This is a genomic window from Ancylobacter sp., assembly GCF_965279025.1.
GTDB lineage: Bacteria > Pseudomonadota > Alphaproteobacteria > Rhizobiales > Xanthobacteraceae > Ancylobacter.
The window spans coordinates 4,354,293-4,377,476 of the sequence record NZ_OZ257132.1 but is presented as its reverse complement, the minus strand read 5'-3'; the positions used below and the strand labels follow the sequence as shown (position 1 = coordinate 4,377,476).

Sequence of the window (23,184 nt, the reverse complement as noted above, 5' to 3'; positions counted from 1 at the left end):
ACGGCAGGAGAATCGACGTGTCCCGCGACCTTTCCGACGGCATCCCCCGCACGGTGCCCGCAACCCGCAGAACCTTTCTGCTCGGGGCCGGGGCGAGCCTTGGCGCGCTCGCTCTCGGCGCAGGCGAGGGCTCGGCCCAGCAGGCCAAGCAGCGATTCGAGGCGTGGATCGTCGAATTTCGCGGGCGCGCGCGTGCCAAGGGAATTTCCGATGTCGTCTATGACCGGGTGACCGGCGGGCTGCGGCCCGACACCTCGGTTTATGTGAAGGACAGCGCACAGCCGGAATTTCGCGAGCAACTCTGGCAATATCTCAACCGCCGCATTTCCGACTGGCGGCTCATGACTGGCCGGGCGGCGGTGAAGCAGAACGCCGCGCTGATGAAGCGCCTGCAGAAGGATTTCGGCGTCGAGCCGGACGTGCTGCTCGGCCTGTGGGGCATGGAGAGCGCCTTCGGCGAACTGGTGACCGATCCCGACCACATGAAGCCGGTCTTCCCCTCGCTCGCCGCGCTGGCCTGGGGCGAGCCGCGCCGGCGGACCTATTGGGAGACCGAGTTCCTCAACGCACTGGCTGTGGTGCAGCGCGGTTGGGGTGAGCCGGACGAGATGCTCGGCTCCTGGGCCGGCGCGATGGGGCATACGCAGTGGATGCCGGAGGTCTGGCTCAATCTCGGCGTCGATTATGACGGCGATGGCTCGCCCTCGCCCTACAGCGTGGCGGACGCACTGGCGGGCTCGTCGCTCTACCTCATCAAGCGCGGCAAATATCAGCGCGGCGTGCCCTGGGGCTTCGAGGTGCGGATGGACGGCGTCCCGGACAAAGCTGCCGACGCCTCGGCATGGCGCACTGTAGAGGAATGGGGCAGGCTCGGCGTAAAGCCGGCCGGGGGAGGGCGCTTCGCCTTTCCCAAGGCGCGCACCCGGCTATGGGCTCCGGTGGGGCCGGAAGGGCCTTGCTTCCTGCTGACGCAGAACTTCTATGCCGTGCGCAGCTACAACCCCTCGATGAACTACGCGCTGGCCGTCTGCCATCTCGGCGACCGGGTACTGGGCGGCGATCCCTTCATCACGCCGTTTCCCGGCGGCGAGCGCCCGCTCACCCTGGCGGAGATCCAGGACGTGCAGCGCCGGCTGACCAAGGCGGGATTCGACACGGGCGGCGTGGACGGCCGGGTCGGCAACATGACGATGCGCGCGGTGGCCGATTTCCAGCGCCGGATGGGCGTCGAGCCGGACGGCTATGCCGGCCTCGACGTGCTGGCGGCACTGCGGGGGGGACGGTGAAAGCTGTAACGCCATCGGGCGCCGCGCCCTAGAAACCCTCCCAGCGCTGCCTGGCCAGAGAGACCTGCTTTGCCGGTCTCGTCGGCCGGCGAACAGCCCTCGAAATAAAGAGGTCAAGGCTGCTTGGTCAGTGTCCCGCAGGAAGTGAGGTGTTGCTCGCCTACTTCCGTATAGCAAAAATTGATTGTTTGTGCGTCCACGATTTCGAACAAGTGGGTGCCGTTCTTGCCGGCGCCGACCCCAAAGCTGCCCGACCTCGGAAAAGCGCCAACGAACGTCTCGGACTTTTCCCCTTCTACCGTCTGGTAGATAGCCTTCGCGCGGAAGGTCATGCCGTTTTGTTCGGATATGACATAGGTGATAGTGTCGGAGCGGTTGCCTTGGGTGGAGTGTATCCGGTCACGCGGGCCCTTCCACGTGCCGTTCAGCGATGTTGCGTCTTGGGCGGCGGCCGGAAGGGTCATTACACACCCCATGACTGTTAGTGCGACGGCAATAGAACTGCGCATTTTATCTCCTCAGAGCGTTGGCTCGATGTCTGTCGTCGCCACAACATAACGTTGGGTGAGGGCCGATCGTGCCCATATTTCAGCTGCCCGACCAACAACAAAAGTTGGCCCCATACTGCGCCACCGCTCGGCCTCAGGCTTACCGAAATGGCTGGCGCTGAGGGATGCGTATTAACGGCATGAGCGCCATGGTGGTGACATGCTGACGTTCGCGCGGGCTTTACGCGAAAAGGAGCACCTCATCGCCGGACAGGCGGAAGTGGTCGTGCTCAAGCGGACAAGCTGGCCGCCGCCCTTGACCTTCGGGCCTTTTGTGCCTATGCACGCGACCAAGCGCGGGGCTGGAAACGGTCCCGCGTCGTGTTTCACGCACCCGTGGGTCGGTCCGGCGCGTTCGGACGATCCTGTCGGCTCTCGAAATGGGGGTAGAGGAGGGGGCGCGATCCAACCCGCAACGATATGCGAGAGGACCTGCGCATGAGCAAGCGCGTTTCGGCCAAGCACAAGCTTGACCGCCGTATGGGCGAAAACATCTGGGGCCGCCCGAAGAGCCCCATCAACAAGCGTGAATACGGCCCCGGCCAGCATGGCCAGCGCCGCAAGGGCAAGCTCTCCGACTTCGGCGTGCAGCTGCGCGCCAAGCAGAAGCTCAAGGGCTACTACGCCTCGATCGGCGAGAAGCAGTTCTATTCGGTGTATGTTGAGGCCTCGCGCCTCAAGGGCGACACCGGCGCCAACCTGATCGGCCTGCTCGAGCGCCGTCTCGACGCGGTGATCTACCGCGCCAAGTTCGTCCCCACCGTGTTCGCCGCCCGCCAGTTCGTGAGCCACGGCCACATCAAGGTGAACGGCCGCCGCGTCAACATCCCGTCCTACCAGGTGAAGGTCGGCGATGTGATCGAGGTCAAGGAAGCCTCCCGCCAGCTCGTTCTGGTGCTGGAAGCCGTCGCCTCCGGCGAGCGCGACACTCCGGACTATCTCGAAGTCGACCACTCCAAGATGACGGCCAAGTTCGTCCGCATCCCGGAGCTTAACGAGGTGCCCTATCCGGTGGTGATGGAGCCCAACCTCGTCGTCGAGTTCTATTCGCGCTGATCCTTCTCGGGATCGCACGAAACGAAAAGCCGCCCGGGAGGGCGGCTTTTTTGTTGGGTTGAGGGAGGGGGCCGGTGCTCAAGGCTGCGCGCGGCGCAGCAGCAGGGCAAGATGCAGAAGATGGGCGCCGACAAAGGACAGCGCCGCGACCATGAGCGCCCATGAGGCATCGGCGCTGCCGCGCAGCAGTACCGCCAGCCCGACAAGGCTCACCGCCGCGAGCAGGGGCGTAATGGCCAGCGCCAAAGGGCGCGGCGCCGACCAGTTGACCGTGCCCGACAGCGACCATTGCATTGGCAATCGCGCGTGATCGCGCAATCGGCCATTGGCGAACAGGGACATGCCGGCGAGAACGGTGAGGCATGTCAGGACAATCAGTATGTCGATGCTCAAGGTGTCGAACGTCTCCAGGGTGTTCCGACGCAGGTTAGCGGGCCGCCTCGCGCCACGGCAATAAAAAGCCGCCCCGAAGGGCGGCTTGGGAAGCGCGGGCTGACCCTCAGGCTCAGGCGGTTGCCTTGCCCATGACGACGACGCCCTTTTCTTCCAACAGCGTCTGCAACTCGCCGGACTGGTACATCTCGCGGACGATGTCGCAGCCGCCGATGAACTCTCCCTTGACGAAGATCTGCGGGATGGTCGGCCAGTTGGTGTATTCCTTTATGCCGGTGCGCATCTCGTCGGAATCGAGCACGTTGATGCCCTTGTAGTCGACACCCAGCAGCGTGAAGACCTGCGCCACCTGGCCGGAGAAGCCGCACATCGGGAATTGCGGCGTGCCCTTCATGAACACGACGACGTCGTTGCTCTTGACCTGGCTGTCGATGAAATCATGAACGCTCATGGCAGTGCCTTTCGCCCTTGCGGGCCTCGCGAGAGGGGTCGTGGCAGCGCAGGGCCCAGGGCCGGCCGCCTTCAGTCGGGTACATTGGTCTGAAGCGCCAGGGCGTGCAATATGCCACCCATCTGGCCCTTCAGCGTCGCATAGACCATCTGATGCTGCTGCACCCGGCTCTTGCCGCGGAAGCTCTCGGCAATGACGGTCGCGGCATAGTGATTGCCGTCGCCGGCGAGATCGCGGATCTCGACCGATGCGTCCGGCAGTCCTTCCTTAATCAGCCTCTCGATCTCGGCTGCTTCCATCGCCATCAGACAGGCTCCCTCACATCAGTCCTGCGCCCATGTAGATGGGCAGCCAGGCCTCGTGCCGCTCGCGCAGCGCGTCGATTACAATTGGGCGCTCGCCCGGAATATTCAATCGGTCGCCACCCGTGGCGCCGAGCTTGGCGATGCTCACGCCGGCGAGTTCCGCCCGGCGCAGCACCAGCGCCTTGGTGCTGCTCTCCACCGTGACGATGTAGCGGGCCTGGTCTTCGCCGAACCAGAAGGCGAAGGGGTTCATGTCAGGCGGCGGGGCGGCGAGGCTGGCGCCGATGCCGGACGCCATCGCCATTTCGGCGAGAGCCACGAGAAGGCCGCCATCCGACACGTCGTGCACGGCGGTAACGAGGCCGTCGGTGATCAGGGTGCGCACAAGATCGCCGGTCTTGCGCTCCAGAGCGAGGTCGACCGGAGGGGGCGCGCCCTCTTCGCGATCGAGGATTTCCGACAGGAAGGCCGACTGGCCAAGCCATCCGGTGGTCACCCCGAGCACGAGGATCGTCTCGCCGCCAGCCTTGAAGTCGAGCGTGGCCATTTTCTCGATGTCGTCGAGCACGCCGACGCCGCCAATGGTCGGGGTCGGCAGGATGCCGCGCCCGTTGGTCTCGTTGTAGAGGCTGACATTGCCGGAGACGACGGGGAAATCCAGCTCCTTAGCGGCCGCGCCGATGCCGCGCAGGCAGCCCACGAGCTGGCCCATGATCTCGGGCTTCTCGGGATTGCCGAAATTGAGGTTGTCGGTCAGCGCCAGCGGACGGGCGCCGACGGCGGTGATGTTGCGCCAGGCTTCGGCCACCGCCTGCTTGCCGCCCTCGAACGGGTCCGCCTCGCAATAGCGCGGCGTGACATCGCAGGTCAGGGCGAGACCCTTCGGGCCGTTCTCGACCCGCACCACCGCCGCGTCGCCGCCGGGGCGCTGCACGGTGTTGTTGAGGATGAGGTGGTCGTACTGTTCCCACACCCAGCGCTTCGAGGTGAAATCGGGCGAGCCGATCAGCCTTTCGAGAGCGCCGGGAAGCGTGGAGGCGATGTCCAGAGTGGCGGGATCGATGGGCGCCTGCTTGGGCGTCTCGTTCCAGGGCCGATCATAGAGCGGGGCCTCGTCGCCCAGTTCCTTGATCGGCAGGTCGGCCTTGATCTCGCCCTTGTGCTTGACGACGAAGCGCAGCGTGTCGGTGGTGTGGCCGACAATGGCGAAGTCGAGCCCCCATTTGCGGAAAATCGCCTCGGCCTGCTCTTCCTTGCCGGGCGCGAGCACCATGAGCATGCGCTCCTGGCTCTCGGACAGCATCATCTCATAGGCGCTCATGCCTTCTTCGCGGCAGGGCACATTGTCGAGATCGAGCTCGATGCCGAGGCCGCCCTTGGCGCCCATCTCGACCGCCGAGGAGGTGAGGCCGGCGGCCCCCATGTCCTGGATCGCGACGACGCAGCCGGCTTCCATGATTTCGAGGCAGGCTTCCAGCAGCAGCTTCTCGGCGAAGGGGTCGCCGACCTGCACGGTCGGGCGCTTCTCCTCCGCGTCCTCGCCGAACGAGGCCGAGGCCATGGTGGCGCCGTGGATGCCATCGCGACCGGTCTTCGAGCCGAGATAGACCACCGGCAGGCCGATGCCGGTCGCCTTGGCGTAGAAGATCTTGTCGGCGTCGGCGAGGCCGACCGCCATGGCATTGACCAGGCAATTGCCGTCATAGCGGGTGTGGAAGCCCACCTGGCCGCCCACCGTGGGCACGCCGAAGGAATTGCCATAGGAGCCGATGCCGCCGACGACGCCGGCCACGAGGTGCCGGGTGCGGGGGTGCTTGGGGTCGCCGAAGCGCAGCGCGTTGAGCGAGGCGATGGGCCGCGCGCCCATGGTGAACACGTCGCGCAGAATGCCGCCGACGCCGGTCGCCGCGCCCTGGTGGGGTTCGATATAGGAGGGGTGGTTGTGGCTTTCCATCTTGAAGACGGCCGCCTTGCCGTCGCCAATATCGATGACGCCGGCATTCTCGCCCGGGCCCTGAATGACCCACGGCGCCTTGGTCGGCAGGCCGCGCAGGTGCAGTCGCGAGGATTTGTACGAGCAGTGCTCGTTCCACATCGCCGAGAAGATGCCCAGTTCGGTGAAGCTGGGCTCGCGGCCGATCAGCTTCAACAGGCGCTCATACTCGTCCGGCTTGAGGCCGTGGCTGGCGACGAGTTCGGGAGTGATCTTGGGTTCGGAGGAGGTCATGCGAAGGCCGTCATTCCGTTGCGCGGGCGGGCAGGGCGAGCGAGGGCGGGTGTCACGCCTTCTCCAGCGCGCCGACGATGCTCTCGAACAAAGCGCGTCCGTCGGTCGGGCCGACCAGCGGGTCGATGTGGTTCTCGGGGTGGGGCATGAGGCCGAGGACGTTCAGCTTTTCCGAGACGATGCCGGCGATCGAATTGGCGGCGCCGTTCAGCACCTGCGCGTCGTCGCGGCGCCCGTCCGGCATCACGTAGCGGAACAGCACGCGGCCTTCATCCTCCAGCCGCTTCAGCGTCGCGGCATCGGCGGTGTAGTTGCCCTCGCCATGCGCCACGGGAAAGCGCACGATGGCGCCGCGCCCGTAGCGGCGGGTGAAGGGGGTGTCGGTGCGCTCGACCTTCAGCAGGGCTTCGCGGCAGATGAAACGCAGGCGCGCATTGCGCACCAGCACGCCAGGCAGCAGGCCGCTCTCGCAGAGGATCTGGAAGCCGTTGCAGATGCCGAGCACCAGCCCGCCGCGCGCGGCATGGGCGCGCACCGCGTCCATGATCGGCGCGCGGGCGGCGATGGCGCCGCAGCGCAGATAGTCGCCATAGGAGAAGCCGCCCGGCAGCACGACGAGGTCGGTGCCGGCGGGGAGCGCGGTGTCGGCGTGCCAGACCATGGCCGGCTTGACGCCCGAGACCATTTCGAGCGCGCGCGCGGCGTCGCCCTCGCGATTGGAGCCGGGAAAGACGAGGACGGCGGATTTCATCGTCTCAGCCCACGAACTCGATGCGGTAGGATTCGATCACCGTATTGGCGAGCAGCTTCTCGCAGGCGTCCTTGAGCGTCGCCTCGGCCTTGGCCGGATCGCTGGTCTCCATCTCGACGTCGAAGACCTTGCCCTGGCGGACGCTGGAGACGCCGGGCACGCCGAGCGAGCGCAGGGCACCCTCGATGGCCTTGCCCTGCGGATCGAGCACGGCGGATTTCAGGGTGACGAGGACGCGCGCCTTCATGGAATCACTCTCGGGGACGTTCGTGCGACGGAAGCTGCGGAAAAAACAGAAACGGGGGCTTTGAGGCCCCCGCCTACCATTTGGCCGCGAACGGCTCAATGCTCGAATGCGGAATGGCTGACCCGAGGGCAGCGCATTGCGCATCCGGCGTCGTCACTCTTCGGGTTCGGACTTCACCAGAACCGGCCCGCCGGTCTGGACGCGCTCGTTCTCGGACATGATGCCGAGACGGCGCGCGACTTCCGAATAGGCTTCGACCAGGCCGCCCATGTCACGACGGAAGCGGTCCTTGTCGAGCTTGTCGTTCGACTTGATGTCCCACAGCCGGCAGGAATCCGGGCTGATTTCGTCGGCGACGACGATGCGCATCATGTCGTTTTCCCACAGCCGACCGCATTCCATCTTGAAGTCCACAAGACGGATGCCGACGCCGAGGAAGAGGCCGGACAGGAAGTCGTTGACGCGGATCGCCAGGGCGATGATGTCGTCGATTTCCTGGGTGGTGGCCCAGCCGAACGCCGTGATGTGCTCTTCCGAGACCAGAGGGTCGTTGAGCGCGTCGTTCTTGTAATAGAACTCGATGATCGAGCGCGGAAGCTGCGTGCCCTCTTCGATGCCGAGGCGTGTCGACAGCGAGCCGGCGGCGACGTTGCGCACGACGACTTCGAGCGGGATGATCTCGACCTCGCGGATGAGCTGCTCGCGCATGTTCAGCCGCTTGATGAAATGCGTGGGGACACCGATCTCGTTCAGCTTCTGGAAAACGAATTCCGAGATTCGGTTGTTCAGCACGCCTTTGCCGTCAATGACGTCGTGCTTCTTGTTGTTGAAGGCAGTGGCGTCATCCTTGAAGTGCTGGATGAGGGTTCCGGGCTCAGGGCCTTCATAGAGGACCTTCGCCTTACCTTCATAAATGCGGCGGCGGCGGCTCATGGGTGGGTACCGTCGGTTGAGGAAGTCCATTAGGATGCCGGGGCTCCGGTTCCGGGTTCACGGCTGGGGCGCTGCACGTCAGCTCGAACGTTCCGCGCTCTAACGATTCGTCTCGCATGGCGCTTGCACCCACGCGCCGACACTATCGCATTGGGGGGGCGGATACAAACGTCGCCGCGCAGCATCGCGTCGCATGGCCCCCGGGCGTTCATGGCATCCATCGGCAGCCGCGCCGACGAGCGTCACATTGACGTAGGGGCCGCCTGCCGAGCGTCGAGGCGTTGATTTGGGGGCGGCGGCGCGATAATCAAGCCGGCGCTTTTCTCGAGACACGGGGCGACCACATGAGCACCTTCGACGAACGCAAAGATGCGTTCGAGTCCAAGTACGCCCACGACCAGAACCTGCGTTTCAAGGCGATGGCCCGCCGCAACAAGGCGCTCGGCCTCTGGGCGGCCGAGAAGCTCGGCCTGGCTGGCGAAGAGGCAAACGCCTATGCCGGCTCCGTCGTCGCGGCGGATCTGGAAGAGGCCGGCGATGAAGACGTCTACCGCAAGCTGAAGACGGATTTCGACGCCAAGGGCATCGACGTCTCCGAGCACCGCATTCGCCGCACCATGGACGAGCTCCTGGCCGCTGCCATCGAGACGCTGAAGACCGAGGGCTGATGCCCTCGCGCCGCCCTTCCCAAGGGGCGGCGCCCGGCCGGCGCGGCGACAGTCGGCCGCCGGACATCCCTAGCCTCCTTCAGGCCCGTCAATGGCCTTGCGGAGCGCTTTCTCTCGGACGCGGAACCCCGCCGGCTGTCGCTATTTCATGTGCGCCGGAGCACGTTGTCGATTCTCGCACGCTACGTGATGCAACCAATTTCGCCCGATTCGATTGGTAGCGAGGATAAACAGACGTTCGGGTACGCCGGGAAAATGGCACCCAAGGCGCTCCCGCAGGGAGGTTCAAATGAAAATGATGAAAACGCTGGCACTGGCGGCCAGTCTTCTCGTCGGCGGCGTCGCTGCCGCCTCGGCGGCCGTGGTGACGCGCGACCTCAACGTGCGCGCCGGGCCGGGCACGAATTTCCGCATCATCGGCGCGCTGCCGGGCGGTTCGCGGGTGGATGTCGGCGGCTGCCAGGGCAATTGGTGCCAGGTCGCCGGCGGCTGGGTGAGCGCCAGCTATCTCGCCGGCGGTAACCAGACCGTGATGGTTAATCCCAATTATGTCGCGGACGATGTCGCGCTCGGCGTCGGCGCCTTCGCGCTTGGCGCGGTGGCGGGTTCTGCGTGGGGCCCGGGTTGGGGCGGTGGCTATTACGGTCCCGGCTGGGGCTGGGGTCCGCGTCCCATCTGGTGGGGCCGACCCGGCTGGGGTCCCGGCCGTCCCGGTTGGGGCCCTGGCCGTCCCGGTTGGGGTCCTGGTCGTCCCGGATGGGGCGGGCCCGGTCGTCCCGGTTGGGGCGGGCCCGGTCGTCCCGGTTGGGGCGGGCCCGGTCGTCCCGGATGGGGTGGCCCCGGTCGCCCCGGCTGGGGTGGCGGTCGTCCCGGTATGGGCCCGCGTCCGATGTATGTGCGCGGCGGCTTTGGCGGCGGCGGACGGGGCTTTGGCGGATTCGGCGGCGGTGGCCGAGGCGGCTGGCGCTAGCGCTTAGGGTTGAAGGCCGGAGCCCCGCTCCGGCCTTTTTCTTTCGGGGCGGTCAGCTACGTCCGAAAACCCGCGTGAAGATCGTATCAACATGCTTGAGGTGGTAGCCGAGATCGAACTTCTCGGCGATTTCCTCTTCCGACAGATACTGCCGCACATCCGGGTCGGCCGTCAGCAGCGTCTGGAAATCCCCCTCGCCGCGCCAGACCGGCATGGCGTTGCGCTGCACGAGGCGATAGGCGTCCTCGCGGCTGGCGCCCTTCTGGGTCAGCGCCAGCAGCACGCGCTGCGAATGCACCAGCCCACCGAGGCGGTCGAGGTTCTTCTGCATGGTCTCGGGATAAACCAGCAGCTTCTCCACCACGCCCGCCAGCCGGTTCAGCGCGAAATCGAGCGTCACCGTCGCGTCCGGCCCGATCATGCGTTCTACCGAGGAGTGCGAGATGTCGCGTTCGTGCCAGAGCGCGACATTCTCCAGCGCCGGCGTGACCATGCCGCGCACGAGGCGGGCGAGGCCGGTGATGTTTTCCGTCAGCACCGGGTTGCGCTTGTGCGGCATGGCCGAGGAACCCTTCTGCCCTTCGGAGAAGAACTCTTCCGCTTCCAGCACCTCGGTACGCTGCAAATGCCGGATCTCGATCGCCACCCGCTCCATGGAGGAGGCGACGACGCCGAGCGCGGCGAAATAGGCGGCATGCCGGTCGCGCGGGATGACCTGCGTGGAGACCGGCTCGACCTTCAACCCCAGCTTCGCCGCGACATATTCCTCCACGCGCGGGTCGATCTGCGCGAAGGTGCCCACAGCCCCGGAGATGGCGCAGGTGGCCACTTCCTCGCGCGCCGCGACCAGCCGGGCGCGGTTGCGCTGGAACTCGGCATGCGCCTGCGCCAGCTTGAGCCCGAAGGTGGTCGGCTCAGCATGGATGCCGTGCGAGCGGCCAATGGTGGGGGTGAGCTTGTGCTCGAAGGCCCGGGCTTCCAGCGCGGCGAGAAGCCGGTCGACATCGGAAATCAGGATGTCGGCGGCACGCACCAGTTGCACCGACAGGCAGGTGTCCAGCACGTCCGACGAGGTCATGCCCTGATGGACGAAGCGCGCCTCCGGTCCGACGATCTCCGCGAGATGGGTGAGGAAGGCGATGACGTCGTGCTTGGTGACGGCCTCGATCTCGTCGATCCGCGCGACATCGAAGGTGGCGTCCTTGGCCATCTCCCAGATTTTCGCGGCGGCCTCCTTTGGCACCACGCCGAGCTCGGCCAGCGCGTCGGTCGCGTGCGCCTCGATCTCGAACCAGATGCGGAAGCGGGTCTGCGGCTCCCAGATGGCAGCCATTTCGGGGCGGGAATAGCGCGGGATCATCAGCGGCACCTTTGTGCAGGATCGTTTGCCCAGCGCTCTATCAGGCATGCGACAACGTCGCAAACCGAGCCGCGCAATTCCGCTGGACGTCGATACAATTTAAGGTAGTGTATATACGTTAAGGTTGTATTTCGTGGGGGCGAATATGGCTGAGGACGACGACAAAAAAGTGCCGACCGCGCCGGGAGCCGGCATTCCAGAGACCGAGGCGGCGACGGTGACCGATCAGGGCACGTCAGCGAGCGCGTCATCGGGGCCGAGGGAGGCGTCGCCGACCAATGCGGAAATCCTGTCGCGGATTGCGCGCGACGCGGAAGAGGGCGCCGGGGGCCGTTCGGCCGACCGTATGGCCGACAGGCTGATCGACGATCTGTCGAGCGATCCGCAACTGGGAAACAAGCTGGAGCGCTCGCCCGAACTGGTCCGCGAATTCGCCGATGTCGCCAAGCTCACCGCCGATGCGGCGATCCTTCGCCAGTACGACCTTGAGATCATCAAGAGCAACGGAAAGCTCTATTTGATGGTGGTCGGCTGCGTCGGCGCTTCGCTGGTGTTGGTCGTGCTGGCCATTGCGATTCTCGCGCTCTACCAGCTCACCCTGATGGGCACGCCGGTCCGGGGCACCATCACCATTGCGGTGCCGGACGGGCTGATCGCGCTCGGTTCGGCGGCGATCGGGGCGCTGGCGGGGCTGCTGACGCCGCTCACCGGGCGGCGCCGATGCTCACACCAGCTCGCCGCGCTCGCGCAGGGCGGCGTCGCGGATGGCGTCGATGTTGCCGGCATAGGCCTCCGCCCCGCCCTTGAACACTGCCGAGCCGGCCACCAGCGCATTGGCGCCGGCCTTTATGCAGGCGGCCGCCGTGTCCTTGGTGACTCCGCCATCGATCTCGATATGGATCGGCCGGTCGCCGATCAGGGCGACGAGCTGGCGCACCTTCTCCATCACCGAGGGAATGAAGGCCTGGCCGCCGAAGCCGGGGTTGACCGTCATGACGATGATCACGTCGATCAGGTCGAGCACATTCTCCACCGCGCTGGCCGGCGTGCCGGGATTGATGGCGACGCCCGCCTTCTTGCCCAGCGCGCGGATCGCCTGCAGCGAGCGGTGCAGATGCGGGCCGGCCTCGGCATGGACGGTGATGTGGTCGGCGCCGGCCTTGGCGAAGGCTTCGAGATAAGGATCGGCCGGGGCGATCATCAGGTGCACATCGAACGGCTTGGCGGAAAACGGGCGAACCGCCTTCACCACGTCCGGGCCGAAGGAGATGTTGGGCACGAAATGCCCGTCCATCACGTCGATATGGATCCAGTCCGCGCCGGCGGCGTCGACCGCGCGTACTTCCTCGCCGAAGCGTGCGAAGTCGCAGGCGAGGATGGAGGGGGAAATGATCAGCGGGCGGGTGGTCATGGCGCGGGGCTCCGGCTGTTTGCCGGGGCGTAGCATCAAGGCGCCGGGGCGGCAATGCCGTCCCGGCGTTCTCTCCGTTCAGAGCCCGCAACTGGCGGAGAGCGAGCCCGCCGGCACCGTCGCGCCGCCGATGGCAAACACCTGCCCGGCGGTCTGGATCAGCTCGGTGCCGGACCACGCGCCGGCATCGGCGCTGCACGGGGCGGGCACGTTCGTTGTTGCGATGTTGCCGGAGATGTCCTGGATCGGGCCGGAGACATAGACGGCGGAGCTGCCGCTGCCGCTCACCGCCACATCGGTGAAGCTGACGCCCGTGACCGGGCCGCCGGCGAAGCCATAGGCATCGCCATAGAAATACACGCCATAGCTGCCGGGGTTGACGATCGTCACGTTGGTGAAGCTGATGTCGCTCGACGGGTTGAGGAAGATGCCGGCGCGGTAGGTGTCCTCGATGAAGGCGTTGGAGACCGCGATGTCGGTGGTCTCGCCCGGCAGGTTGAACGACGAGGCGAACATCAGCCCGTTGATGCCGCCCTTCAAGGTGAGGTCATCGAGCACCGCGTGCGCGGTCTTCTGCAGCACGATCAGGTCCATCGAGCGTTCCATGGCGGAATTGTCGATATTGATGGAGCGCAGCGCGGCGCCATCGACGCCGACCAGCAGGATGCCTTCGCGGCGGCTGTTGACGATGGAGAGGTTGTCGACGACGAGGTTGCCGCTCTGGCCGGTGACGACGTTCTCCCAGTCGATCTCCTCATACTGGCTGCCGACGAACAGGCCATAGGTGACGTTTTCCATCGCCACGTTGCGAATGGTCAGATCCTCCACCGCCAGCGCGGCGATGCCGGCATTGTGGACGACATTGGGGTTGAAGATCGACCATTCGCATTCCGTGTTGTTCTCGCAGGTGGCGAGGTCGTGGATGCGGGTCGAGCGGATGGTGGCGCCGGTTACATTCGCCAGCGAGATGCCGTGCTCGTCGGTCTCGGAGATGTCGAGATCGCGCATCACGATGCCGTTCACGCCCTCGGCAACGATGCCGGAACGTCCACCACGTATGGACAGGGCCGCCACGGCGCTGCGATCGCCCTCGAGCGAGACGACGTCGTCCAGCGCATCAGTGCCGGAGAGCGTCGCCGCCGGTCGGGCATTGCGGAACACGGCGGTGCCGCCGCTTGTCGCGCCGCGCACGGTGAGGGCGCCGCCGCCGCCGAGCAGGAACTGGCCGGTGCGCAGCGAGACCGCCGAATCGACCTCGATAGTGCCGCCGGCGAGCACGAGCGCGCCATTGCCGGCCGTCGCCAGCTTGGCATTGATGGTGCCGGCGTCGTCGCCGGCGCCGATGCCGACCACCCTGCCGGCGACCTGGCCGGTTTCCGTATAGACCGCCGCTTCCGCCTTGCCGGTGGCGCCGACATTGGTGCGGATCGCATCGGCACGCTCGACACGGCGATAGAGCGGGTCATAGGGCGCCTGTGTCGAGGTGTCGCCGAGCGGCACGCGGAGGCGGGCGAGGAAGACGCCCTGCGTGTCGCGCTGCTCGTCATGGGTCAGCCCGGCGATGAGGGTCAGCCGCGAGCCATTGCCGAAGGCGGGAAGCCCGGCGCGCGACAGCTCCACCCGCGCAGCGACGCCCGGCACGTCCTCGACATCCTCGCCCGTGTACCAGTAGCCGCCGGCGAACAGCTTGATCTGGGTGAGGTCATCCGGGGTGAGGAAGGGCAGGCGGTAGCCGATTTCGGCGTCGAAGCCGTCCATGACGGTTTCCTCGCCGGCCCGGAAGATCAGGCGGCCGGTCTCGATGAGCGCGGCATTGGCGCTCGCCAGCGCGGCCTCGATGTCGCCGACGGGGAGATAGGCATTGGCGCGCAGCTCCCAATCCTGGCTCAGGGCTTCCACCCCCAGGCCGAGCTGGGTGAAGCCGTTGTCGTACTGGCTGTTGAGATAGTCGAAATAGCCGTTGATGCCGTAGACCCAGCCATTCTCGTGCCGGAACCGGTAGCCGAAGCCCAGGCTGCCCTGCTCGATTTCCTGCTCGCTGCCGAAACTGGCGCGGGTGTCGAGGAACAGCAGGCTGTCAGTGTCACCCAGCAAGGGGAGGAACAGGTCGAAACTGCCGAACGCCTCGTCCCCGACGCTGCCCAGCGTGGCTTCCACCGAGGCCGGGGAAACGCCGCGCGGGCCGGCCATCGCCGGCAGGCTGACCGTCGCCGCGAGCATGATGGGAAATACGGCGCGTCTCATGTGCACTCTCCTGGGAAATGTGTCGGAGGGTTTCCGAACCTCGACCCAAGGCCGTGCGATAGCATCGTTCCGCTCGGGAAAGAACGAAGAACGACTCTAACCTATTGTCATAAAAAGTAATTTCGAATTGGTCGCACTCTAAGCAGCGGCCCGGCACAGCGGGCGCGCCGCCTTGCTTGCGGGCGTGCGCCCGGCAGCGGACCTAGCGGAAGAGGCATGTTGCCGCGGAAGCGGAAAAGGCGTCCCATTACCTCAGCGAATCCGCTGCGCGCGAGGCGAGGCCGGAGCCGTCATTTCGAGGAGGGGACCAGATGATCAAAAAGAGCATGCTTGCCGCACTGGCGGTGCTGTCGACCGCCGGGTGGATCGGCACGGTGCAGGACGCGAGCGCCTGGCGCGCCGCCGGTTGCGGCGGGCGCGGCTGTGCCGCCGCCTGGGGGCCGGGACCGGGGCATTATTACGGGCCCGGCCGTTATTACGGCCCGGTGCCGCGCGGTGGCGGCGTGGTGGTGGTGAATCCGCGCCCCTATTGGCCGCCCGGCGGCGCGGTGGCCGCGGGCGCGGCGGTCGGCTTCCTGACCGGGGTCGCGGCCGCCAACATTGCCGGCCCGCCGCCGCAGCCGAATTATTGCTGGTTCTACACCAACCCGCAGCGCACGCAGGGCTTCTGGGAGCCGTGCCCCTGAACATAAGAAAGAGCGGCCGGAACGTCCGGCCGCTCAAGGGGAGGCATTCAGGGAAGGGCGGGCCGGAAGCCCGCTCGCCCGTCCGACGTCCGTCCCTCATGTCGGCGCGGCCCGACGGCCGCACCGACGAAGGCGAACTCACTTGCTCCAGGCGTCGACCTTGGCCTTGTTGGCGGCGACCCAGGCCTTGGCGGTGGCGGCGGGATCGGCGCCGGGCTTGTTGTTCTCGACCATCACCTTCTGCTCGTCGTCGAGCGAAAGGCTGAAATTGTCGAGGATCTTGTAAGCCTCGGGCGCTTCCGTCTTCAGCTTGGTGGAGACGATGGTGTTGACCGTCTCCTCGCCGCCGAACACGTTCTTCGGGTCTGCGAGGTATTTCAGGTCCCACTCGGCGAACATCCAGTGCGGCGTCCAGGTGGTGATGACGATCGGCTCCTTCTTGGCGTAGGCGTCCTTGAGCGCCGCCACCATCGTGGCATCCGAGCCCTCGACCAGCTTCACCGGCAGGTCGTATTCCTTGACGGCCTTTTCCGATGCCTTCATCAGGCCGGCGCCGGGATCGATGCCGATCACCTTGCCGCCGAACTTGGCCGGGTCTTTCTTGATGTCCTCGATGGAGGTGATGTCGACATAGGTCGGCACGGCCCAGCCGATCTTGGCGCCGGAGAGGTTGGGGCCGAGATTGACCACCTTGTCCTTCAGCTTGGCGTTATAGGCCTCGTGCGTGGCCGGCAGCCAGCCGGCGACCATCGCATCGGCCTCGCCGGTTGCCACGGCCTGCCACATGGCGGCGCCGGAGAGCGGGATGATCTTGACCTTGTAGCCCGCATATTCCAGCGCCGTCTTGACGATGTTGGTGGCGACGACGGTGTCGGACCATTCCACATAGGCGAGGGTGAGGTCCTTCTTTTCCGCCTGCGCGGCGCCGACGGCGAGGCCGAGCGCGGTGGCGGCGAGGGCCGCGGTCTTGAGGGCGTTTCCGAGGATCGACATTGGGCGAGGCTCCACACTGAGAACGGTCTGTTGGGATCGGAAGTCGTTGCGCTGCTTCCGTTGAAAGGGTTCAGCCCTGCTGGCGGTCGCGCCGCATGTGCCGGGCGATGTGCTGGGTGATGCGGTCGAGGATGACGGCCAGCACCACGATGGCGATGCCGGCCTGGAAGCCCTGGCCCGCCTCCAGCCGCTGGATCGCCCGCCACACCTCGCCGCCAAGCCCGCCGGCGCCGATCATGGCGGCGATGACGACCATGGAGAGCGCCAGCATGATGGTCTGGTTGACGCCGGCCATGATGGTGGGAATAGCGAGCGGCAGCTGGATCTTGAACAGCTTCTGCCAGCGGCTGGAGCCGAAGGCGTCTGCCGCCTCCACCAGTTCCGGCGGGGTCTGCAGGATGCCGAGCGCAGTGAGCCGGATGGTGGGCGGCATGGCGAAGACGATGGTGGCGAAGCAGGCGGAGACCGCCCCCAGCCCGAAGAACGGGATGGCGGGGATCAGATAGACGAAGCTCGGCATGGTCTGCATCATGTCGAGCGCCGGCCCGACAATGCGCCAGAACCGCTTGCTGAGCGCCGCCGATACGCCGATCGGAATGCCGATGGCGAGCGCGAACAGCGTCGACACCAGCACCAGCACCAGCGACTGCAACGTCGCCCGCCACAATTCGAGGTTCCACAGGAACGCGAAGCCGATCACCGTGCCGAGGGCGATGCGCCACGTCGTCAGCCGCCACACCAGCAGCCCGCAGGCGATGATCACCAGCCAGGGCGGCAGGCCGACGAGGAAGTCGGTGGTCGTCTCGATGGCGGTGCCGATCACCGCGCTCATGGCGCGGGTGACGCCGGAGAAATGCTCCGTCGCCCAGTCGAGCGCGATGTCGCACCATTCGGCAAGGGGAATGCGCGGGATCTCGAAGGCCATTATTCGCTCCCGTCAGTGCGCTGTCTCGAACCGCCGCCGCGCCAGGGCGGCGATGAGGTCGGCATTGGCGATAACGCCGAACAATTCGCCATCCGGGCCGGTCACGGCGATTTCGCCACGGCCGGAAGCGAGCCGGGCGACGGCCTCGTTGAGCGTGGCGGTGCGGGCGACGCAGGCGTCGCGGTCGCTGAGCAGCAGGCGGAGCTCGGTGGTGCCGGCGCGGCTGAGCGTGTCGGCATCCACCGTTCCCTGGAAGCGGCCCTGCTCGCAGACCACCGTGACAACGGGCTCGCCGGACTGGGTGAGGATGGCCAGCGCCTCGTCCGCGGTGCTCTGCCAGGGGCGGACCGCCACTGGCGGGCGCATGGCGTCGCCGGCGGTGACGACGCCGAGCACGTCAATATGCTCGACGAAGCGGCGCACATACTCGTCCGCCGGGTTGGCGAGGAAGTCGGCGGCGGTGCCCTGCTGCACCACGCGCCCGTCCTTCATCAGCACGATCCGCCCGCCGAGCGCGATGGCCTCGTCAAGGTCGTGGCTGACGAAGACGATGGTCTTCTTCAGCCGCTTCTGCAGCGCCACGAGTTCCTGCTGCATGTCGCGGCGGATCAGCGGGTCGAGCGCGCTGAAGGCCTCGTCCATCAACAGCACGTCTGGGTCGAGCGCCAAGGCGCGGGCGAGGCCGGCGCGCTGCTGCATGCCGCCGGAAAGCTGCGAGGGAAAGTGCTGGTCCCAGCCCTTCAGCCCCACGGTCTCGATCGCCGCCATCGCCTTGTCGCGACGGGCGGCGGCGGGCACGCCCTGCACTTCGAGACCATATTCGACATTGCGCAGGATGGAGCGGTGGGGGAACAGCGCGAATTGCTGGAACACCATGCCGAAGCGGGTGCGGCGCAGTTCCATCAGGTCGCGCTCGCCCAGCGCGGTGACGTCGGTGTCGTCGATGTGCACGGTGCCGGCCGTGGGCTCGATCAGCCGGTTGATGCAGCGCAGGCAGGTGGATTTGCCGGAGCCGGAAAGCCCCATGACGACGAGAATCTCGCCCTCGTCGACATCGAAGGTGACGTCCTGCAGGCCGATCACGGCGCCGGTGGCCTGCTGCACCTCGGCACGGGTGCTTCCCGACCGCAGCAGCGGCAGCGCGGTTCCCGCCTCGTCGCCGAAAATCTTGGTGAGGCCCCGGACCCGGATGCGTGGCTGCTTGTCGCTCATGCGCTCCCCTCATTAGTGAGGGTAGTGTCAGACGCATGGCAGCCATGCCGATTGGACATATGCGACAAGCGGGGCTGCAAAGCCGACAGACGGGTTGCCTTATTGCCGACGGCGCAACAAGGACCGTCTAGCGCCCGAAACGGTCCTTCCACGCGGGCAGGGCGCCCGGTTGCGGCAGCGTCGTCGCCTCGAAAACCGCGCGGGCGCAGGCCCTCGCCAGCGTGCGCACCACCGCGTCGCCGATGAGCGCGAGGTCGAAGATCGGGTCTTCTAGCGGGCGCTTGCCGGTGGCGGCGGCGAAGATGGTGTCGCCGTCCAGCGGGGTATGCACCGGCCAGATCGCATGGGCGTAGCCGTCATGTGCCATCACCGCCAGCCGCTTGCACTGCGCCTTGGTCAGCACGGCATCGGTGGCCACCACGGCGATGGTGGTGTTGGCGCCGGGCGGCAGCCCCTTCAGCGCCGGGCGCGCGGGCAAAGGCGGCAAAGGGTGCGGCAGGCCGAGCCCGCCGAATTCGCCCTCCTGCTCGAAGGGCGCCGCCCAGAAATGCGGGCCGCCGGGGAAGTTGGTGGCGCCGCAGGCGTTCACTGCCACGAGGGCCCCAACCGTGTGGCCGGTGGCCGCGACCATCGAGGCGGAGCCGAGGCCGCCCTTGACGTCCACCGTTGTCGCCCCGGTTCCGGCCCCCACCGTCCCCAGGGGAAAATCGAGCCCCGCCGCGTTGGCGGCGGCATAGCCGAGATCGCGATAGGGCGGAAAGCGGCCCCAGTTCTTGTCGCCGCCATTGATGAGATCGAACAGCACGGCGCCGGGAACGATCGGCACGCGCGCATCGCCGACGGGAAAGCCGATGCCCCTTTCGGCCAGCGCCGCCGCCACGCCGCCGGCGGCATCGAGGCCGAAGGCGGAGCCGCCGGAAAGGGTGAGGGCGTGGATGGCGCCGACCGTCTCGTCGGGAGCCAACAGGTCGGTCTCGCGGGTGCCGGGTCCGCCGCCGCGCACGTCGACGGAGGCGACGGTCGGCTCGTCGAACAGCACGACGGTGACGCCGGAGGCGAGGGCGAGGTCTGTGGCGTTGCCGACGCGAAGACCGGCGACATCGGTGATCAGGCTCCGCATATGATCCTCCTTCACAGCGCGTCAGGTCTCGGCGCATCACATCACGGGTAGAGGCCAAGCCGCCGCATTGCGCAAGCCGGTATGTCGGTGCATTGGGAGGCTTCGGATAAGGCTAGGGTTGCTCATTTCATGGCCGACGTCACTCTTCCGGCCGCGTTCCTGGCCGGCATCGCCAGCTTCGCTTCGCCCTGCGTTCTGCCGCTGGTGCCGCCCTATCTCTGCTATCTCGCCGGCACCAGCCTCGACCAGATCACCCACAAGGCCCCGACCGACGCGGCGGCGCGGCGCACGCTCGGCGCGGCGGCGCTGTTCGTGGCCGGCTTTTCGACGGTGTTCGTGGCGCTGGGGGCCGGGGCTTCGGTGGCGGGCGCCTATCTGCGCCTCTATTCGCAGGAACTCGCCATGGTGGCAGGCGTCGCCATCCTGCTGATGGGCCTGCATTTTCTCGGCATCCTGCGCTTCAGCTGGCTGACCCGCACCAAGCGCGTGCATGTCGACGCGCCCACCACCTTCTTCGGCGCCTATGTGATGGGACTCGCCTTCGCCTTCGGCTGGACGCCCTGCATCGGGCCGGTGCTGGCGGCGATTCTGGCGGTGGCGGCGAGCGAGCAGACGCTGACCCATGGCGCTGGCCTGCTGGCGGTGTATTCGGCCGGGCTCGGCGTGCCTTTCCTCGCAGTGGCGGCCATGGCGCGGCCGGCGCTCGGGCTGCTCGGCCGCGCGCGGCGCTATCTGCCGATCATCGAGAAGGTGATGGGCGCGCTGCTGGTGCTCACCGGCATCGGCTTCCTCTCCGGCTGGATGGCGCAGATGAGCTACTGGCTGCTGGAAACCTTTCCGGCGCTGTCCGCCTTCGGCTGAACCGTTGGCGGCTTCGTGCCCCGCAGAAGCAAAACCCGCCGGATCGCTCCGGCGGGTTTCGTTTGTCGATGGTGGTGACCGGGCCGCGCCGGGTAGGCGCGGCGGTGCGGCTCACATCTGCGAGTAGCCGCCGTCCTTCCAGACGTACAGCACGTAGTCGAGGGTGGTGCGGTCGCCCTTCTTGTCGAAGATCAGGTCGCCCAGCACGGTCTTGAAGGTCTTGCCCGAGTGGATGTACTCGGCCAGCTTGGCGTTATCGAGCGACTTGGTCGCCTCGGCAGCCTGCTGGAACACCTGGCCAGCGGCGTAGGTGTAGAGCACGTAGCCTTCCGGATCGATGCCCTTCTTCTTGAACTCGGCGACAACCTCGGTGGCCGAGGGGCTGTTGCGCGGATCGGGACCGAAGGTCATCAGGGTGCCGGCGGCGCCCGGACCGGCGATGGTCCAGAACTCCTTGTCGGTGATGCCGTCGCCCGAGAACAGCACGGTCTGCATGCCTTGGTCGCGCATCTGGCGCACCAGCAGGCCGGCTTCGGTGTGCAGGCCGCCGTAATAGAGCACGTCGACGTTGGCCGCCTTCAGCTTCGAAACGAGCGCGGAATAATCCTTCTCGCCCGGGTTGATGCCTTCATAGACGACTTCCTTGATGCCGGCGGCATTCATGGACTTCTGCGTCTCGTCCGCCAGACCCTTACCGTAGGGGGTCTTGTCGTGGACGATGCCGATCTTCTTGCCCTTCAGGTTCTTGGCAATGTAGTCGCCGGCGACGGCGCCCTGCTGGTCGTCACGGCCGCAGACGCGGAACACGGTGGTCAGGCCGCGCTCGGTGAAGACCGGGTTGGTCGAGGCCGGGGTGAGCTGCAGGATGCCGGCTTCGGCATACTGCTCGGAGGCCGGGATCGAGACGCCCGAGTTGAAGTGACCGAGGACGACCTTGACGCCGTCCGAGATGAACTTGTTGGCCACCGAGACGCCCTGCTCGGGCTTGGAGGCGTCGTCGCCGATGATCAGCTCGACCTTCTCGCCGAGGATGCCGCCCTTGGCGTTGACGTCGGCGGCCCACTGTTCGGCACCGTTCTTCAGCTGCGCACCGAAGGTGGCGTTCGCGCCGGTCATCGGACCGCCCACGCCGACCTTGATCTGCGCCGACGCCGGAGCGGCCAGCGCCGCCATGGCGCCGAGCGCGATGCCGGCAATCAGAAGCTTCTTCATGAACGTCTCTCCTGGTTCTGGAAGGTGGAAAGCGCGGCCTCTATGGCTCGGCGGCTGTCGCCCCGGGCCGATATCATGCCTTTTTCGGTGCTCTTGTCGACGAGCATGCGAAACATGGTGAAGGTGCCTGTCAGGGCTCGCCGGAACGGTTGCCGGCATCGCCTTCGAGCCAGCCGAAAAACCCGGACTGGCGATAGATCCAACCATAGCGGGTGGCCATCTGCTTGGCACGCTCGGCGCGGAAGCCGAGCGTTGCAACGGCGACCAGGAAGGCCGTATCGGTGAGGAAGTACTGCAGCGAGAGCAGCGTGCCCTCGAACAGGGCGAAATGGAAGAAGCGCACCACGCAACCCAGCAGCAGCGCATAGAGCACCGCCTGCCGGTAGGGCCGCCAGGTGGTGGCGATGGAGCGCCCGGTGAGCCAGGCCGCGCCGCCGCCGAGAAACAGCGTGACGAGCAGGAAATCGGCGCGCGACACTTCGACCACCAGGATCGGCATGATGATGGCCGAGGCGATAACGAGCGCCACGATCAGCGCGGGCAGTACGACGGCCAGGCTGGCCGAGCTGCCCTTGGAGACGAGCGTTCCGGAAACGGGAGCCATCAGTGCGCCCCTCCTTCGAGATAGGCGGCCCGCACTTCCGGACGCTCCAGCAGCTCGCGTCCGGCGCCCGAAAGGGTGATGCTGCCGTTGACGAGGACATAGCCGCGATGCGCCAGCCGGAGCGCGTGGAAGGCGTTCTGCTCGACCAGGAAGACGGTGAGCCCCTCGGTGCGGTTGAGCTCGCGGATGGCGTCGAAGATCTGCCGCACGACCAGCGGCGCGAGGCCGAGCGAGGGCTCGTCCAGCATCAGCAGGCGCGGCCGGCTCATCAGCGCCCGGCCGATGGCGAGCATCTGCTGCTCGCCGCCCGACAGCGTGCCACCGCGCTGGTTGATGCGCTCCTTCAGGCGCGGGAACAGCACGAAGACCTTTTCGAGGTCGGCGTCGAAATGGGCGAAGCCGTCGACGGCCGCGCCCATCTGCAGGTTTTCGAACACGGTCATGCGCGGAAAGATGCGCCGCCCTTCGGGAGACTGGGCGATCTTGAGATGCGCGATTTCGTGGGTCGGCACCTTGGTGATGTCGCGGCCCTCGAAGGTGATGGTGCCCTCGCGCGGCCGCGGCTGGCCGAAAATGGTCATCATCAGCGTCGACTTGCCGGCGCCGTTGGAGCCGATCAGCGTGACGATCTCGCCCTTGTAGACGTCCACGTCGACGCCGCGCAGGGCCATGATGTTGCCGTAGAAGGTCTTGACGCCGCGCACCGCGAGCATCGGCTCAT

24 protein-coding genes are annotated in these 23,184 nt (G+C 66.7%); 6 read left to right on the top strand and 18 right to left on the bottom strand.

Annotation, left to right across the window (positions count from 1 at the left end; genetic code table 11):
• Nucleotides 1-17 precede the first annotated feature (17 nt).
• Complete coding sequence (locus tag ACQY76_RS20440; RefSeq protein WP_428030520.1) at nucleotides 18-1,286, top strand: lytic murein transglycosylase; 1,269 nt, start codon at nucleotides 18-20, stop codon at nucleotides 1,284-1,286.
• A 113-nt stretch (nucleotides 1,287-1,399) separates the two neighbouring features.
• On the opposite strand, the gene ACQY76_RS20435 is transcribed toward ACQY76_RS20440, so the two are convergent.
• Nucleotides 1,400-1,795: a hypothetical protein gene (locus ACQY76_RS20435; protein ID WP_428030519.1), complete on the bottom strand. Its 396-nt coding sequence runs from the start codon at nucleotides 1,793-1,795 to the stop codon at nucleotides 1,400-1,402.
• A 477-nt stretch (nucleotides 1,796-2,272) separates the two neighbouring features.
• Here ACQY76_RS20435 and rpsD point away from each other — a divergent pair, with 477 nt between their 5' ends.
• Nucleotides 2,273-2,890, top strand: a complete 618-nt coding sequence (gene rpsD / locus ACQY76_RS20430; RefSeq protein ID WP_428030518.1) for a 30S ribosomal protein S4 — start codon at nucleotides 2,273-2,275, stop codon at nucleotides 2,888-2,890.
• 78 nt (nucleotides 2,891-2,968) lie between these two features.
• Here the strand turns inward: rpsD and ACQY76_RS20425 are convergent, their stop codons facing one another.
• The 7 genes from ACQY76_RS20425 to purC all read right to left on the bottom strand — a co-directional run bounded on the left by ACQY76_RS20425 (nucleotide 2,969) and on the right by purC (nucleotide 8,227).
• Nucleotides 2,969-3,283: a hypothetical protein gene (locus ACQY76_RS20425; RefSeq protein WP_428030517.1), complete on the bottom strand. Its 315-nt coding sequence runs from the start codon at nucleotides 3,281-3,283 to the stop codon at nucleotides 2,969-2,971.
• A gap of 112 nt (nucleotides 3,284-3,395) precedes the next feature.
• On the bottom strand, nucleotides 3,396-3,734 hold the full coding sequence (gene grxD, locus ACQY76_RS20420; protein ID WP_428030516.1) for a Grx4 family monothiol glutaredoxin: 339 nt from the start codon (nucleotides 3,732-3,734) through the stop codon (nucleotides 3,396-3,398).
• 71 nt (nucleotides 3,735-3,805) lie between these two features.
• Nucleotides 3,806-4,039, bottom strand: a complete 234-nt coding sequence (locus ACQY76_RS20415; RefSeq protein WP_428030515.1) for a BolA family protein — start codon at nucleotides 4,037-4,039, stop codon at nucleotides 3,806-3,808.
• 13 nt (nucleotides 4,040-4,052) lie between these two features.
• A complete protein-coding gene (purL, locus tag ACQY76_RS20410) occupies nucleotides 4,053-6,266 on the bottom strand; it encodes a phosphoribosylformylglycinamidine synthase subunit PurL (RefSeq protein WP_428030514.1) in 2,214 nt (737 codons plus the stop codon).
• 52 nt (nucleotides 6,267-6,318) lie between these two features.
• Nucleotides 6,319-7,017, bottom strand: a complete 699-nt coding sequence (gene purQ / locus ACQY76_RS20405) for a phosphoribosylformylglycinamidine synthase subunit PurQ (protein WP_428030513.1) — start codon at nucleotides 7,015-7,017, stop codon at nucleotides 6,319-6,321.
• 4 nt (nucleotides 7,018-7,021) lie between these two features.
• A complete protein-coding gene (gene purS / locus ACQY76_RS20400) occupies nucleotides 7,022-7,264 on the bottom strand; it encodes a phosphoribosylformylglycinamidine synthase subunit PurS (protein WP_428030512.1) in 243 nt (80 codons plus the stop codon).
• 153 nt (nucleotides 7,265-7,417) lie between these two features.
• Entirely contained in the window at nucleotides 7,418-8,227 is an 810-nt protein-coding gene (purC, locus tag ACQY76_RS20395) for a phosphoribosylaminoimidazolesuccinocarboxamide synthase (RefSeq protein WP_428030511.1), read from the bottom strand.
• 314 nt (nucleotides 8,228-8,541) lie between these two features.
• On the opposite strand from purC, the gene ACQY76_RS20390 reads away from it, so the two are divergent.
• Both ACQY76_RS20390 and ACQY76_RS20385 read left to right on the top strand, forming a co-directional pair.
• Nucleotides 8,542-8,865 (top strand): DUF1476 domain-containing protein, encoded by a 324-nt coding sequence (locus ACQY76_RS20390; RefSeq protein WP_428030510.1) that lies wholly within the window; start codon nucleotides 8,542-8,544, stop codon nucleotides 8,863-8,865.
• 289 nt (nucleotides 8,866-9,154) lie between these two features.
• The gene (locus ACQY76_RS20385; RefSeq protein WP_428030509.1) at nucleotides 9,155-9,835 is read left to right on the top strand and encodes an SH3 domain-containing protein; all 681 of its coding nucleotides are present in this window, start codon (nucleotides 9,155-9,157) and stop codon (nucleotides 9,833-9,835) included.
• Between the two features lie 52 nt (nucleotides 9,836-9,887).
• Here ACQY76_RS20385 and purB read toward each other — a convergent pair whose 3' ends face one another.
• The 3 genes from purB to ACQY76_RS20370 form a co-directional block, all read right to left on the bottom strand.
• Nucleotides 9,888-11,195: an adenylosuccinate lyase gene (gene purB, locus ACQY76_RS20380; RefSeq protein ID WP_428030508.1), complete on the bottom strand. Its 1,308-nt coding sequence runs from the start codon at nucleotides 11,193-11,195 to the stop codon at nucleotides 9,888-9,890.
• Between the two features lie 724 nt (nucleotides 11,196-11,919).
• The gene (gene rpe, locus ACQY76_RS20375; RefSeq protein WP_428030507.1) at nucleotides 11,920-12,606 is read right to left on the bottom strand and encodes a ribulose-phosphate 3-epimerase; all 687 of its coding nucleotides are present in this window, start codon (nucleotides 12,604-12,606) and stop codon (nucleotides 11,920-11,922) included.
• Nucleotides 12,607-12,684: 78 nt separating this feature from the next.
• On the bottom strand, nucleotides 12,685-14,850 hold the full coding sequence (locus ACQY76_RS20370; protein ID WP_428030506.1) for an inverse autotransporter beta domain-containing protein: 2,166 nt from the start codon (nucleotides 14,848-14,850) through the stop codon (nucleotides 12,685-12,687).
• Between the two features lie 311 nt (nucleotides 14,851-15,161).
• On the opposite strand from ACQY76_RS20370, the gene ACQY76_RS20365 reads away from it, so the two are divergent.
• Nucleotides 15,162-15,536 (top strand): hypothetical protein, encoded by a 375-nt coding sequence (locus ACQY76_RS20365; RefSeq protein ID WP_428030505.1) that lies wholly within the window; start codon nucleotides 15,162-15,164, stop codon nucleotides 15,534-15,536.
• 138 nt (nucleotides 15,537-15,674) lie between these two features.
• On the opposite strand, the gene ACQY76_RS20360 is transcribed toward ACQY76_RS20365, so the two are convergent.
• The 4 genes from ACQY76_RS20360 to ACQY76_RS20345 all read right to left on the bottom strand — a co-directional run bounded on the left by ACQY76_RS20360 (nucleotide 15,675) and on the right by ACQY76_RS20345 (nucleotide 19,786).
• Nucleotides 15,675-16,529, bottom strand: coding sequence for a glycine betaine ABC transporter substrate-binding protein (locus ACQY76_RS20360; protein WP_428030504.1), 855 nt, complete (start codon nucleotides 16,527-16,529; stop codon nucleotides 15,675-15,677).
• A gap of 70 nt (nucleotides 16,530-16,599) precedes the next feature.
• Nucleotides 16,600-17,454, bottom strand: a complete 855-nt coding sequence (locus ACQY76_RS20355; protein WP_428030503.1) for an ABC transporter permease — start codon at nucleotides 17,452-17,454, stop codon at nucleotides 16,600-16,602.
• A 12-nt stretch (nucleotides 17,455-17,466) separates the two neighbouring features.
• Nucleotides 17,467-18,666: a quaternary amine ABC transporter ATP-binding protein gene (locus ACQY76_RS20350; protein ID WP_428030502.1), complete on the bottom strand. Its 1,200-nt coding sequence runs from the start codon at nucleotides 18,664-18,666 to the stop codon at nucleotides 17,467-17,469.
• A gap of 127 nt (nucleotides 18,667-18,793) precedes the next feature.
• On the bottom strand, nucleotides 18,794-19,786 hold the full coding sequence (locus ACQY76_RS20345; protein WP_428030501.1) for a P1 family peptidase: 993 nt from the start codon (nucleotides 19,784-19,786) through the stop codon (nucleotides 18,794-18,796).
• Between the two features lie 129 nt (nucleotides 19,787-19,915).
• Between ACQY76_RS20345 and ACQY76_RS20340 the strand changes: the two genes are divergently transcribed.
• Nucleotides 19,916-20,647, top strand: coding sequence for a cytochrome c biogenesis CcdA family protein (locus ACQY76_RS20340; protein WP_428030500.1), 732 nt, complete (start codon nucleotides 19,916-19,918; stop codon nucleotides 20,645-20,647).
• A gap of 111 nt (nucleotides 20,648-20,758) precedes the next feature.
• Here the strand turns inward: ACQY76_RS20340 and ACQY76_RS20335 are convergent, their stop codons facing one another.
• The 3 genes from ACQY76_RS20335 to ACQY76_RS20325 form a co-directional block, all read right to left on the bottom strand.
• Nucleotides 20,759-21,859 (bottom strand): branched-chain amino acid ABC transporter substrate-binding protein, encoded by a 1,101-nt coding sequence (locus ACQY76_RS20335; RefSeq protein ID WP_428030499.1) that lies wholly within the window; start codon nucleotides 21,857-21,859, stop codon nucleotides 20,759-20,761.
• A 130-nt stretch (nucleotides 21,860-21,989) separates the two neighbouring features.
• On the bottom strand, nucleotides 21,990-22,358 hold the full coding sequence (locus ACQY76_RS20330; protein WP_428033070.1) for a DUF6867 family protein: 369 nt from the start codon (nucleotides 22,356-22,358) through the stop codon (nucleotides 21,990-21,992).
• A 104-nt stretch (nucleotides 22,359-22,462) separates the two neighbouring features.
• Entirely contained in the window at nucleotides 22,463-23,176 is a 714-nt protein-coding gene (locus ACQY76_RS20325) for an ABC transporter ATP-binding protein (RefSeq protein WP_428033069.1), read from the bottom strand.
• Nucleotides 23,177-23,184 lie beyond the last annotated feature (8 nt).